7 protein-coding genes and 9 pseudogenes are annotated in these 14,019 nt (G+C 51.2%); all 16 read left to right on the forward strand.

The window, feature by feature from the left end; genetic code table 11:
- Positions 1–156: 156 nt before the first annotated feature.
- Positions 157–327, forward strand: a pseudogene (locus tag LEPTO7104_RS40570) (IS1 family transposase); the annotation flags it as partial.
- Positions 305–808: pseudogene (locus tag LEPTO7104_RS0128155) on the forward strand (serine/threonine protein kinase); the annotation flags it as partial. The pseudogenes LEPTO7104_RS40570 and LEPTO7104_RS0128155, both read left to right, overlap by 23 nt.
- A 163-nt stretch (positions 809–971) precedes the next feature.
- On the forward strand, positions 972–1,307 hold the full coding sequence (locus LEPTO7104_RS43855; protein WP_017301936.1) for a hypothetical protein: 336 nt from the start codon (positions 972–974) through the stop codon (positions 1,305–1,307).
- 51 nt (positions 1,308–1,358) lie between these two features.
- Positions 1,359–2,510, forward strand: coding sequence for a Mu transposase domain-containing protein (locus LEPTO7104_RS35715; protein ID WP_017301937.1), 1,152 nt, complete (start codon positions 1,359–1,361; stop codon positions 2,508–2,510).
- Positions 2,485–3,358 (forward strand): annotated as a pseudogene (locus LEPTO7104_RS43860) (ATP-binding protein). The gene LEPTO7104_RS35715 and the pseudogene LEPTO7104_RS43860 overlap by 26 nt, the downstream one beginning before the upstream one ends.
- A 137-nt stretch (positions 3,359–3,495) precedes the next feature.
- A pseudogene (locus LEPTO7104_RS0128170) lies at positions 3,496–4,410 on the forward strand (sensor histidine kinase); the annotation flags it as partial.
- 49 nt (positions 4,411–4,459) lie between these two features.
- Positions 4,460–4,657: pseudogene (locus tag LEPTO7104_RS35725) on the forward strand (response regulator); the annotation flags it as partial.
- A 747-nt stretch (positions 4,658–5,404) separates the two neighbouring features.
- Complete coding sequence (locus LEPTO7104_RS0128185; protein ID WP_040697787.1) at positions 5,405–6,853, forward strand: SidA/IucD/PvdA family monooxygenase; 1,449 nt, start codon at positions 5,405–5,407, stop codon at positions 6,851–6,853.
- A 29-nt stretch (positions 6,854–6,882) separates the two neighbouring features.
- A pseudogene (locus LEPTO7104_RS0128190) lies at positions 6,883–7,185 on the forward strand (alpha/beta fold hydrolase); the annotation flags it as partial.
- A 1,599-nt stretch (positions 7,186–8,784) separates the two neighbouring features.
- A complete protein-coding gene (locus tag LEPTO7104_RS40585) occupies positions 8,785–9,156 on the forward strand; it encodes a hypothetical protein (protein WP_155523827.1) in 372 nt (123 codons plus the stop codon).
- 94 nt (positions 9,157–9,250) lie between these two features.
- A protein-coding gene (locus LEPTO7104_RS43865) for an IS630 family transposase (protein WP_155523829.1) occupies positions 9,251–10,269 on the forward strand; the annotation gives its coding sequence in 2 pieces (ribosomal slippage) (positions 9,251–9,680 and positions 9,680–10,269; 1,020 coding nt in all).
- Positions 10,270–10,503: 234 nt separating this feature from the next.
- Positions 10,504–10,635 carry a LuxR C-terminal-related transcriptional regulator gene (locus tag LEPTO7104_RS43870; RefSeq protein ID WP_422879842.1) on the forward strand — a complete coding sequence of 44 codons (132 nt, stop codon included), beginning with the start codon at positions 10,504–10,506 and terminating at the stop codon, positions 10,633–10,635.
- A gap of 101 nt (positions 10,636–10,736) precedes the next feature.
- Positions 10,737–11,170: pseudogene (locus LEPTO7104_RS35735) on the forward strand (Dps family protein).
- A 209-nt stretch (positions 11,171–11,379) separates the two neighbouring features.
- Positions 11,380–12,254 (forward strand): annotated as a pseudogene (locus LEPTO7104_RS35740) (heme o synthase).
- 15 nt (positions 12,255–12,269) lie between these two features.
- Complete coding sequence (locus tag LEPTO7104_RS35745) at positions 12,270–13,751, forward strand: NAD(P)/FAD-dependent oxidoreductase (RefSeq protein WP_225887068.1); 1,482 nt, start codon at positions 12,270–12,272, stop codon at positions 13,749–13,751.
- A gap of 20 nt (positions 13,752–13,771) precedes the next feature.
- Positions 13,772–14,014 (forward strand): annotated as a pseudogene (locus LEPTO7104_RS35750) (DUF2231 domain-containing protein); the annotation flags it as partial.
- Positions 14,015–14,019 lie beyond the last annotated feature (5 nt).

Raw genomic sequence — 14,019 nt, forward strand, 5'->3', positions numbered from 1 at the left:
ATGGGCCGACTGGGCGCGCCACCTGATAGCACTCAAACCCCACAAACACCGCTATTTTCAGCGAGGTTTCTATGCTCTATCCCTGATGCAGCAAGCGCTTTAGGTATGTTGTCACCCGTTAAGGGCGCATACTTACGGCTCCTTGACGCCAAGCAACACACGGTGGGTAAAGCCAACACTCAGCGGATTGAACGCAAGCACTTGACCTTGCGGACGCGGATCAAACGCTTGGCTCGTAAAACCATTTGCTTCTCCAAATCGGTTCTGATGCATGATACGGTGATTGGGCTATTTATCAATCGCCATGAATTTGGGCGAGTGGTATGACAGGGCTTCAACAGGTCTAGAACACTACCGAGAAGATGGACTGGCGGTTATCGTCAAACTGCTCAAGCAGGACTATCCCTCGCCCCAGGAACTCACGCGCTACCGACAGGAGTATGACATTACCCGCTCCCTGAATCTGCCAGGAGTGATCAGAGCCTATGACCAGCAAGCCTATCAGCGCACGCTGGTTATTCTTCTAGAAGACTTTGGCGGTGAGTCTCTGGAGCACTGGATGCGGCAGCCGTCGAACGTTGGCCCGATGCCGCTGCCGTATTTCCTGGGGCTAGCGATCGCCCTCACCGATATCCTGGGCCAAATCCACGCTGCTGGCATTATTCATAAAGATATTAATCCTGGCAATATCGTTCTCAACCCCGCTACGGGCGTGGTCAAGATCATCGACTTTGGCATTGCCACCCGCTTTAACCGCACGAACTCAACCTTCAAAAGTCCCCACGGTTTGGAAGGAACCCTTGCCTATTAGATGACAATTACTTTGGCGGGTGACGACAACTACTTTGGCGGGTAGTACAGCGCTAGGAATACCCGACGTCAGACTTGCAATCCAGAACCCCGAAGACTACTCCCAGTGAATCCTGGGAGTGTGTTAGGTGTCGATACAGCCATATCAAGTCAAGGTGTATATGCAAGCCAGAAAGACTGGGTCGACGCAAGCCCAAGCGTCGGCCCTGGCCGGGATATCAGAACGCAGTGGGCAGCGGATAGAGGCAGGAGCCCATCAACCGGATTGCGGCGACCAGCGAGACTGGCGCACCCGCTGCGACCCCTTAGACGGGGTTTGGGAACGCGAGTTAGAACCGATGCTACGGAACGAGCCTCGCTTGCAGCCCACGACCTTGTATGAGTACCTCCAGGAGCAGTATCCGGGTCAGTATCCAAAGGTGCTGCGGACCCTGCAACGGCGGGTGAGTGAGTGGAAACGGCACCATGGGGAGTCTCCTGAAGTGATGTTCGAGTGACGTCATGAACCCGGACTGATGGGGTTATCAGACTTCACTGAACTGAAAGGAGTGAGCATTACCATTGGTGGTGAACCCTACCCGCACTTGATTTATCACTATCGGTTAGCCTACAGCGGCTGGCAGTGTGCCCAGATTATCGAAGGTGGGGAAAGCTTTGTCGCGTTATCGGAAGGCTTGCAGAATGCGTTTGAGGCCTGTGGCGGGGTGCCCCGGCAGCATCGCACCGACAGTTTGAGTGCGGCCTACCGCAATGCGGGGAGTCACCACAACCAGCTCACCCAGCTCTATGAGCACCTGTGCGAGCACTATCGATTGGAGCCCACCCGCAATAATCGGGGCATTGCCCACGAGAATGGGTCGATAGAGTCTCCCCACGGTCATCTCAAAAATCGCTTGACCCAGCAGCTCTACTTGCGGGGGAGTTTTGAGTTTGCCGATGTGGCGGATTACCAGGCCTGTATTGATGGCGTGGTTGCCAAACTCAATGGGCAATGTGCCGACAAGTATGCTCAGGAGCGTCCCCACCTCCAAGCCTTACCCCGGTATCGAGTAGCCGACTACGAGGTGCTGAGCGTGCGAGTGAGTTCTCGCAGCACCATCACCGTTCGTCGGATCTTATACACGGTGCCGTCTCGACTGGTGGGTCGTCAGCTCGAAATCCATCTCTACCACAATCGCCTGCGGGGCTATCTGGACCAGAAGTGTGTGGTGGAACTGTCCCGGATCCGGGGCACTAGGGGCCTGCGCCGAGGACGCTGCATCAACTATCGCCATGTGATTGAGGCGCTCCACCATAAACCCAGAGCGTTCATCCACTGCACCTGGCAAACCGAGTTGTTACCTAATGACCTGTATCGAGCCCTCTGGGTTCAGATGAAACAGGATTTTGAGTTAGAGAAAGCGGCTCTCGTGATGGTCGAGGCCCTCTATATCGCCGCCACGCAAGACAACGAAACGGCGGTTGCCGACTACCTCGAAGACCAACTAACCGGCAGCACCTTAAGTCTCAATGGCCTACGGCAACACTTTAGGGGGGCGGGCGAGACCGCCACCCCCTCATTGACCTATCACCAACACCCCCTGAATGACTATGACCATCTCCTCAACCACGCCCACCTCAACCAGTCCGTATCAAACCCTGAGTCTGCATCTCAAGAGTCTCCGGTTGGCCCACATGCTCAACCATTGGGAAGCCCTTGAACACCAGGCCATGCAGGAACAGTGGTCCTATGCGCAGTTTCTGCTGGCGTTATGTGAGACGGAGGTGGAACGACGCTGGAGCCAGCGCCTGAAACGGAGCCTCAACGAGGCTCAGCTTCCCAGTGCTAAGACCTTAGCTACCTTTGACTGGTCCCATCTCAAGGACTTCAATCCCGCTCCCTTGATGCAGTTGACCACCGATTCAGGGTGGCTCAAGCGGGCTGAAAACTGCTTGATGTTTGGTCCTTCGGGGGTGGGAAAAACCCATTTGGCCTGTGCCGTGGCCCGCGCCACGGTCGAACTGGGCTACCGGACGAAGTTCTTTGCCGCCACCGCCTTGGTACAAACCTTGCAGCACGCCAAACGTCAATTATATCAAGTCCGGCTAATGAACCCAAGAATTGTAGGCCGCTAACCCTTGCTTCTTCTGAGACCATAGTGCGGTCGATTAAGCGGACTTGATATTACTCTTGCCCAACACCCTCAAAAAACTCGATCGCTATGACCTACTCATTATTGATGACCTGGGCTATGTCAAAAAATCCGAAGCCGAAACCTCGGTTCTCTTTGAACTCATTGCCCATCGCTATGAGCGCAAAAGTCTGTTGGTCACCGCCAATCAACCCTTCAGCCAGTGGAATACGATTTTTGCCGATGACATGATGACCGTCGCCGCCGTCGATAGGTTGGTGCACCATGCCTTGATTGTCCAGCTTCAAGCCGAAAGCTACCGCAAGCGCTCTGCTGACCAGCGGGCTCAACCCCAAGACGCGTCCCAAACGACTCACCCCGAGGTCGGTGCTTCTGCTCCCGTCCCAGCCGAAACCGGTAATTGTCGTGACAATTAGAACAGATCTACTGATCCCTACTGTCGCGTCAATTAAATTTTCTCAGATCTCTGACGTAGTACACAGCGGGCTATTCAGAGGGCGTTAACCCGCCAATCTAATTGACGCGACCCGCCAAAGTAATTGACATTTGATAGCTGGGGCTTGTCCCTGGTGAAGTTGCTAGCAGCTATCAGGCCTGGCGCGATCGCATCCATCCAGACGATATCGACCGGGTTGAGCAAACGATTGAATCAATTCTGGCCGCCCGCACCGACTATGAAGCTGAATATCGAGTGGTTTACCCCAATGGCGAAGTCCATTGGGTGGTGGCCAGGGGGCGAGGCATTTACAACGCAACCGGGCAGCCTGTGCGCATGTTAGGGGTGATTCTCGACGTTAGCGAACAGCGAGAGGCGGCCCTGCGGGAACGTAACAAAGCTGAAGCCGCCTCAATTCTGGAGGAGCGCAACCGCATGGCGCGGGAAATCCACGATACGCTAGCCCAGTCCTTCACCGGCATTTTGCTCCAAATCACTGCCGCTACGCAGGTGCTCACCGACGATTTACAAGCTACCCAGACCCATCTAGATGTTATGGATGAACTGGCCCGCACCGGGCTGGCTGAAGCCCGTCGCTCGGTGGCCGCCCTGCGCCCCCAGCTTCTGGATGAGGGCAATTTGAGCAGCGCCCTGCATCGTTTGGTCACCCAAATGAGAGCCACAGCCGACACTGCGCTAATCTACGAGGTTCGCGGCACGGTCCATCCTCTGCCCAACGAGGTCGAAAATCACCTGCTGCGGATGGGGCAGGAGGCCCTGACCAATGCGATTAAATACGCTGACGCCAGTGAAATACGGCTTGAACTCCTGTATGAAGAGGCCCAATGTACCTTAAGCATTAAAGACGACGGCTGTGGCTTTAGAATGGATAGCCTGCCAGCGGAAGGGGGCTTTGGCCTACTGGGCATGAGCGAACGGGCCGAGCAAATGGGCGCACAGCTGATGATTCAGAGCCAGCCGGGGCAGGGCACCGAAATTGTTGTTGTGTTTTCCCAAGAGCGAGCATCATGATAGACCCATCCAGTCCGATTCGCATTCTGTTCTGATTGTTGACGATGGAATGATCGTCAGGCAGGGACTGGCGACGATCATCAACCGGGTGCCAGAAATGACGGTGGTGGCCCAGGCCGAAGACGGACAGCAGGCGATCGCCCTCTTTCGAGAGCACCAGCCCGATGTGACGCTGATGGATCTGCGCATGCCGCAGGTGACCGGGGTAGAGGCGATCGCTGCGATCTGCACTGAGTTTAAGCAGGCGTGAGTTGTCAAACGCAGCATTGTCAGCCTGTAGCTGTAGCTGAGGTTGAAGGCAGATTCCAACTCAAGTAGGAGTTCCCTGTCCAAAATGAGATGGACTGTTTCATCAATCACTTTACTGGATAAAAGTGTCAACTCTGAGTGGGCGACAGGTGGACGGCAATTTCCTATATTTAATTCATTGGAATCACAACTGCTCTCGCACTATTTATTGATCAGAATTCGTCGATATTGACCAAAACTTGCTTGAGCAATTTGCTTTAAGGGTTTTTGGAGTCAATTCTTCGCCAGGGAAGTCTTGACGCTAGGTAAACTTTGATTACTTCTTAATCTGACATCTATGCCAGAGTAATTGTCAGGCCATAGTTGAACCAAATTTACCTAAACGGTTGGCTTTGAATCAAGGTTTAAGTGGATTTTATAACTAAAAAGGAATAATGCCATGACTACATTGTTGCTCTCAATTATCTGGGTTATGGCAACAATTTTATGCTAAGCGTGAACGAGTTTGACTACTCGTTTGATCATCTAGCGGAAATTATGAAGAAGTTTGTTGTCGCGCTAGAGTTGAGGAAATACATTCTCTGGCTATATCTTTCCCGCTGAAGGAGCCTATTTCTACCTGCGTAACTTAAAGGATGGTGAGCTTCATTTACTGGATATTAGGCACTTTGCCATGGAAGAAGATGGCGATGCGATCGCAGATCATATTCGCTGTTTTGTGACTACCCACGTTGTAGAGAACATCATGATCGACAAGACAACAACGACCGTTCCCGATTTTGCAGCCAGCGAGGCACTACGCCTGCTCGGTTCCGATCCCGAAAATTGGGTACCTGATCATCCTGGCATCGATCACAATGTCACTATAGTAGGTGGCAGTGGCAGTGGTAGCACCTTTGCATTTGCGCTACGGCGTGCTGGGATTGGTCGTGTGACGGAGATCGATGCAGCCGACGATGAGGCTCATGCAGGCGTGTGGCTGACGCGAGCGCGGATGAAAACGCTCCGTACGCCGAAGAATTTGCCTGGTCCAGAACTAGGTATCCCAGAATTTTCCTTTCAAGCTTGGTATGAAGCACGACATGGTGCGGCAGCCTATGCGCAGATCAACTTCATTGGGCGAGTGGATTGGGCTGAGTACCTTAGTTGGTATCGTCAATTTCTCGGTATTCAGGTTCGCTACCGGACAAAGTTGGTGCGGATTGAGCCAACCACAGGGTTTTTCCGCTTACACCTTGAGATAAACGGTGTCCCGCAGGTAGAGACGACACGCAAAATTATCTTCGCCAATGGCGTGGCTGGCACTGGTGGTCCATACATACCTTCAGTACTGGCTGACTTACCTCGCACGCTGTATGCACATACTGCCGATGCCATCGATTTTGAAGTACTGCGCGATAAGACTGTAGCAGTGCTAGGCGCAGCGGCTTCAGCTTTCGATGCAGCAGGAGTGGCGTTGGAATCGGGAGCTAAGGCAGTACACTTGTTTGTACGGCGGTCAGAGCTTGCATCTCTGTCATTACTTCGGGTACGGGACTATCCTGGCGCTTATGACAATTATCCTCAACTACCTGATGCAGTTCGCTGGTTCCAAGCTTGGCGCTTTCATCAAGCAGGCACTGCGCCACCACCAAACTCGATTAAGCGAGCGATCGCCTTCTCGAACTTTCACATTCACTTATCTGCGCCTTGGAAATCGGCGCGGGAAATAGGTAATCGCATTGCCATCCAGGTGAATGATGATGTTTTCGAGTTTGATTTTGCGATCGCTGGCACAGGTTACTTCGTTGACCCAACAAAGCGTCCTGAACTAGCCGACTTTGCCCAGCATATTGCCCTGTGGCGCGATCGCTACGAGCCACCAGAAGATTTGCGCGACGACAATTTGGGGATGCACCCTTATCTTGGTAGCGCCCACGAATTCCAAGAGAAGGTACTTGGTACTGCCCCTTATCTGAAAGACATTCACGTTTTTAATCCGGCTGGTTTGGTCAGCTTCGGTTTGCCAGTAGGTGACATCCACAGCATCCGCCGTGACATACCTGCAATCGTATCGCGCATCAGTCACGACTTGTTTTTTAAGGACTGGGCGCATCATGAGGCAAGGATCACAAGCGATATTGCCCCCGATTTCGAGAATTCGCTCTACGCAGCTGCGGTGTGGAAACAACCGATCGGGGCAGCAATCCGCTAGTTCAGTGATTACCAATGCCGTTAATGACATTTTACGCCCAGTTTGCTGCGGATCTGCCCGCTAGCGAAGCAGAGTTGATGGCGAGTACCCAGCGTCCGATTACAGAAGCTGCACTGAACGAAGCCTCCGGTGCGCCTGCATGGAAATCTATCCCGTCCTGGTTTATTTATGGCGAGCGGGACTTGAACATTCCGGCAGCGGTACATGCTTTCATAGCGGAAAGAGCTAATTCAAAGGAAACCGTTGCTGTAAATGGCTCATCTCATGTCGTGATGATTTCCCATCCGGATGCGATCGCTGAGATCATCGAGCATGCTGCAACTGCGCCATAGCAAGGAAAAATCGAAGTCAACTTTAGTCATGTTTCCCCTGTTTCTCTTCCCAATGAGGTTGCCAAACTGATTGAAGCGGCGGCAGCGTGATCTCTTATCACTGGTGGCACCAGCAGCATCGGGCTCGCTACTGCTAAGCTGACCGCCTGACACATCTTTAAGCAGCCACCCAGGGTGGTAATTGATATTACAAGGACTTGATCCTAGAGAATCAGATGCGATCACAATACTGGGCTTCTAGCTTTTTTAGAGGCAAAGCAAGGCTCTGGGGCAACGGTAAATAGGGCGATGGGTTTGAGCCTTTGACGTTGACCAGAACCAGGTTGCAGCGCCAACGACCATCTGTCCAGAGGCCAACATCGTTATAGAATCGAGCTCCGCCCTTGGGAGGCGAAAGATAGCCCACTTCAATGGGATAACGGCGCGGGCCATGCACTACTACATCGCAGGGTAAGCGCAAACAATAGTGCCAACTGTTCTGGCTCAGCCACGCTAGTAGGTCATGGTTAGCAAACCTTCGGTCGGCTAACAGCATCACATCGGGATAGGCCTGCAACAGCCGATGGGCCAACCTGAGCATCGGAATATATCGGTCAGTACTGACGGTGGCAGTGGGATGCTCCAAAACCCGCCACAGTAGCGATTCCACAAGACCGTGGTATCGGTCGCCAGGTAGAGCCGTTGCCCGTTCCACTGATGGATGGCCGCGAGCACCGAAGGTACGTACAAACTTTTCACCCGCACTCGGGATTACCCAGGAAGCGCTGCCACCGTCGCTCGGTGCTTTAGGCCTGACGGGCGCGACTGGGCACATACGATTCCCAATTCGGCAGGCCCAACCGACCGCTGCACACCAGCGCCGTCACCATCTAGGCCAGGGCTTTGAGGTGCCGGAGGTCGCGAGGATGGCTATATTGACCCAACAACGGCAGCACTTGATTGGCGCATCCCATGTGGTGATGATTTCCCATCCCCACGCCGTGGCCAATTTGATTGAGAAAGTGGCAGCGGCTGACTAAGGACCCATGGGCGATCGCTAGATTCGTCCTTTGCCTAATCGGTGCCCCCGCTGTGGACGGTTTCTATTGGCTTAGACTCCAACTAAAGTTGGAGTTAGGCTTCCCTTGTCAGGTTGACTTTCTGCCCAATCCTTCTATGGGGTAAAAGTCTCAACTCCGAGGTGACGACAAGCCTGGGTCAATTACCTATATTAAAGCCATGCAAAAAAGCTGTGCAAACATTGATAGCAATTGATTTGCATGCTTTAAGTTTATCTTGAAAAAATTGCAAGAGGAGAAGTGTAGATAATCGCTTGCTACCAGCATATTTTACCTCGGAGGTATAAGTGAGCGATGATCGTGACTGCGGTTTGTTAACCGTCTCACTTTTAGCACAGGATCACAGACAAAGCTTACTGAGCGCCGCCATAGTTCTGGTGATGTATGGAGACTATGAATCGCCTCAAGCGCAAAGGTTTATTGATTAATCAGATCCGTTCAAAACCAGTTTAGCAACTCATGCTGACAGCAGCTATTGTCAATTTAAATCCGTTAAATCCATAGTCAACTGAAAATGAATTAGAAATTTGAGGTAAAATCGATGGCCCAGTCCCTACCTAATCAATCCACTTCTGTTGCTGAAAAGAATAGATATCACTGGCAGCCTAGCCCAGAAGAACACAAGTTGTATCGATCCTCGAACAAGCGAAGCCGTAGCCGAGGCATCGTTCTGTCGCGTCAGGGATGGGAAAAATTGAGACAAGCTGGGGTGTTAAATGACGAATTTGGCGATCGCTACACCTATGAACAGCTTGGTGAACAGTCACACCTGGATGAGCGTACCGTTAGCCGACTGCTAAGCTGCGAGGTCAAAGTTGACAAGAGTACGCTGAAAACATTTTTTAATACTTTCGATCTATCACTGGAAGCAGGTGACTACGCTTCTCCTATAGCAATCCGGAATGATTCGTGAAATATATCAGTATAATTACTGAGGATCCAGAATTCTGATGCGAGGTGTGATGGTCATGCCCACCCCCCAGACTAAGCTCAGCAAAACCATTGCCATTGAAGAACTCAAGGCCTTTATCAGTGCTGAACGTGATGGTCGCCAAGTGAAGAAAGCATTGGCCGTCAAACTGATCTATCAGGACTATGGCTATGAGGCCATCACCGCGATTCTCGATGTATCGCTGGGAGCCCTGAGCAAATGGAAACAAGCCTATGAGCGGGACGGCTTAGCCGGGTTCCGCCCTCAGCATAAAGGTCGCAGGAGTTATTTGACCCCGCTAGAGCGAGAGGCCGTATTGCAGTGGTTACAGGCTAAAGCGATCTGGGAACTGAGTGAGCTGGAGTATCATCTGGCCGAGACCTACGACGTGGTGTACGAGTCTAAGCAAAGCTACTACGACTTGTTTGAAGCGGCGGGTTTGAGTTGGAAAAAGACCAGTAAAGTGAATCCAAAGGCGGACGCTAAGGCGGTGGCCGCAAAAAAGCCGAGATCCAGCGGCTATTGGCACGTTACCGAGACGAGATCGAAGCCGGGCAGTTGAGAGTGCTCTTTGTCGATGAATGTCATCTCATGAGTGGTGACCTTCAAGGCTACGTGTGGGGACGAACGGGGGAACGGGTTGAGGTGCCTATTGTGAACGAACGAGAGCGTCAAACGTATTATGGAGCCTTAGATTTGCTCAGCAAGCGCCTGATTGTTCAAGGGCACGAGAAAGGGAATACGACCAACACCATGGCGTATCTCAAATTTTTGCAAACGCAATGGCCAGAGCAACGGTTACTCTTGCTCTGGGATGGGGCAAGTTACCATCGCTCCCAAGAACTCCAAGACTTTCTAGGCCAAATCAATGCTGGATTAGAGCCCAAAGCCTGGAAAATCCATTGTGTTCGATTCGCACCCAACGACCCGAGTCAAAATCCCATCGAAGATGCTTGGCTACAGGCTAAAACGTGGCTAAGACGGATGTCAGGGCTGCGTCCCTGCTTCTCGGCGCTCAAAGCCCTCTTCGAGCAGTTTTTTAGGCTAGAGGTGTTTAATTTCCCAAAAATGCATCGATACGGATCCTTTTCATGAACCAAATAGGACTGCTATAGTAGTAGTACTAACAGCGTTAGAACTAGCACTATCACGACTCACTCAGCAACACAATCGACTTCAAAAAAGCAGTTCGCTGGGGTTGAAGATTTTATCGAAGAGCTGAACTATTTGAAGCAACGTATGCGAGAGTGCGAGCGTCAGTTTCATCTATTAGGTTTAAATGAAGCCCCCATCAATCAGCGGTTAGGAACCTAATTTTTTCCATCAAAATTGCTGCATTTAGAAACACCTATTAGCACGGGTACAGTAAAAAGCCACGTTTGCAATATTTTGAAGAAGCTTCGAGCCCAAGATCGTACCCGGACAGGTGTTCGAGCATTGCGATTGGGTCTAACTAATTAAAGTGTTGGCGTTGTCAAGTTCTGGCCCACAGGAAGGCAATTCTATTCCGTAATTTTGCATTTCAAAATTTTGAAGATTATCCATTTCAGGAGAGAATTACCATGTCTATGCCAAGCTCAAACAAATTTGCTAACGTCAATGACAGTCAGCCTCTGCTGCATCAGAGAGGGTATGAAATTCAGCCCTATGGCAGCTTGATTAGTACACCAATTGCCCTCAACAGAGATGCTCGTAGCGAAAGCTGTGCCCTAGTCAACCAAATTTTGGTTGACATCATCATTCTCTATCATCTTTACAAAAAGAATCACTGGATGATGCGCGGCAGCACGTTTTATCAATTGCATCTGCTGCTCGATAAACACGCGAGTGAGCAAATTGAATTGATCGATGCGATGGGAGAGCGAGTACAAACGTTAGGGAGTGTAGCGATCGCCGATCCGCGTCATGTAGCCGAGGCCAAGTGCTGCGGACTCATGAGCTACAGGTCTGGTTTTTGGCAGAGCATTTGGTCGATACACCCCTGGTACACAGCTAATTCTTATTGAGCTGACAACAGTGAAAATATCATGCTGTTTGCCGAATTTCAACTATTCAAGCTAGAAGATTAGTTTTGTGAGTTGTCATATTTCAGTAGTTTAGCTGCGAAACGATAGCTCCTAAAGCGAATTGTTTATGATTATTTAGCAAAGGGTAAGCGTGATGTATAGAGCGACAATTGCTGAACCGGGCACTTATTTAGTAGCTATGGGTTGGCAAGTAATTCAAAGCTATATTCAGTTGACAAAGCCACGCATCATTGTGTTGCTGTTAGTTACAACTATTGCTGGTATGGCGATGGCAGCAAATGGTCATATTGATCCTTTGCTGCTGCTAATCACATTAGTCGGCGGGGCCTGTGCTGCAGGAGCCGCTAACACAATGAACTGTCTGTATGATCGCGACTTGCTTTTGAGATGGAGCGAACTCGTCATCGTTCGCTGCCGTCGGGCCGTGTACAGCCGCACCATGCCTTGTTATTTGCGATCGCGCTGACCCTGATTTCATTTACGTTACTAGCGGTTTATGCCAACCTGCTAAGTGCTGGCTTATCGATGCTAGGTATTCTGCTCTACGTGCTGGTTTACACCCATTGGCTAAAGCGGCATTCCACTCAGAATATTGTCCTGGGAGGGGCAGCAGGGGCAATTCCGCCCCTGGTCGGATGGGCCGCTGTGACAGGTGATTTGAGCTGGACAGCATGGTGCCTATTTGCGATCGTGCTTCTCTGGACGCCGCCTCATTTTTGGGCCTTAGCCATGATGCTGAAGGATGATTATGCCTCGGTGGACGTGCCGATGCTGCCCGTTGTTGCTGGCAATGAAACTACGACTCGGCAGATTTTTGGGTATACCTTACTTCTGGTTCCAGTGACTCTACTGCTCGTTTATCCGCTTCAGGCCACGAATTGGCTCTATCCTGTTGTGGCGATCGCCCTAGGCGGCATTTTTATCTATAAAGCCTGGGTATTGATGCAGTCTCCTTCAGATTTAGCATTGGCGCGATCGCTATTCAAATACTCAATCATCTATATGATGCTGTTGTCCATTGGACTCATCGTAGATCGCTTGTGCTTTTATTAGTGCCGTAGTCAACAATTGCCTGCTGCCGTTTATTTCCCCTTTTCAAAAATGGACGCTTCTCACCCCGCTATTATTGTTGGAGCAGGATTTACTGGTCTTTTCACAGCGCTGCATTTGCGGCATCAGCACGATCTGCGCTCGATTCTTCTGATTGATCCACAAGAGCGGTTTGTGTTCAAACCAATGCTGTATGAGCTCCTTACAGGTGAATTATCAGAAGATACCGTTTGCCCAACGTATCAAGTTCTGCTACAAAGTTACGATATTCAGTTTGTGCAGGACAGCGTAACCAAGATTGATCTATCACAACAACATCTCACTCTAGCGTCTGGTTCAGGCTATACCTATGAGCATCTAGTTCTAGCCGTTGGCAGTATTCAGGGCTATTTAGGAACCGAAGGCGCACGAGAACACGCTTTTGCCTTTCGGACGCGAGAAAATGCGATCGCACTAAAACGCCACGCATGGGAGTGCTTGCAACGAGCTAGCCAGACGAAGGATGAAGCCCAACGGCGATCGCTGCTCACCTTTGCAATTGTTGGGGCTGGGCCAACGGGGGTAGAAATGGCGGCAACCCTAGCGGATTTGTTGCCCTCTTGGTACGTCAAATTTGGCGGTAACGCCCGTGAGATTCGCATTGTTTTGATTAATCACGGCAAAACGATTCTTGCCGAAGATGTGAACGAAGGCTTGAAGGAACAAGCGCTGCATGCGCTTAGAACTCGGGTCGTCCCCGTTGAGCTGATTTTAGGCGTAGGGGTGAAAGCTGTTGATGTAGATCACTTGGAGTATCAGCCTGCTAGCAGTCCTGAGATTAAAAAATTGCTAACCCAAACCACCATCTGGACAGCGGGCACTGCCGTCAACCCACTGATTCAAAGCCTCGCGTCTCAGATTACCGAAAGCCGCCTTGATAAACATGGGCTACCGCTCGTCACCCCAACGCTACAGCTGCTGGATTTTCCAACGGTGTTTGCCGCAGGCGATTGTGCGGATGTGCAGTCTCAACATCAGCCCGCCCTCGCACAGGTGGCTTACCAGCAAGGGGCCAGCATTGCCCACAACCTGATAGCGCTGGCGAAGGGAGCATCTCCGCGTCCGGCGCAGGTCAGTCTGCGGGGCACGCTGATGAAGTTGGGCATGGGGAATGGGGTGGCAAATTTGTTTGGCAAAGTTCAGATTACGGGCAAACCGGCGGATCTGATTCGCAGCGTGACCTACCTCGAACTACTGCCCACACCGCTGCACGACTTTAAGTCAACCACCGACTGGCTGAAGGAAGAAACGTTTCATCGTTATCACCGACCCAGGGTAGGGCTGGAGACGATCACCAAACCACCGCTTTCTGCGGCTGAAAAACGGGTGCGATCGCGGGTCAAAGCGCTAGCCATTGTTACGCCAGTTGTCTTCTTAATTGCCGCTTATTTTGGTTTGCGAACCCCACCCTCCGAACAGCTCAAACCACCGCCGCCGCTCGTGACGCAAACCAAGCCATAGATTTGAAGCAGGAGAAAACGATGCCTTTGCCACCGTTAAATGACCAAAATCTCCCTTATCCAGACACGATTCATCCGGTCATCGTTCACTTTGTGATTGCGATGGTGTTTTTTGCTTACTTTTGCGACATTGTCGGATATCTCAATCACAATTATCGAATGTTTGAAGTGAGCTGGTGGAATTTGGTTGTGGCCTCTGTTGCTGTGTTTGTTGCAGTCATTTTTGGGCAGATTGAGGCAGGTTTTGCACAGCCCTATCCGGCATCTCA

Source organism: Nodosilinea nodulosa PCC 7104 (assembly GCF_000309385.1).
Classification (GTDB): domain Bacteria; phylum Cyanobacteriota; class Cyanobacteriia; order Phormidesmidales; family Phormidesmidaceae; genus Nodosilinea; species Nodosilinea nodulosa.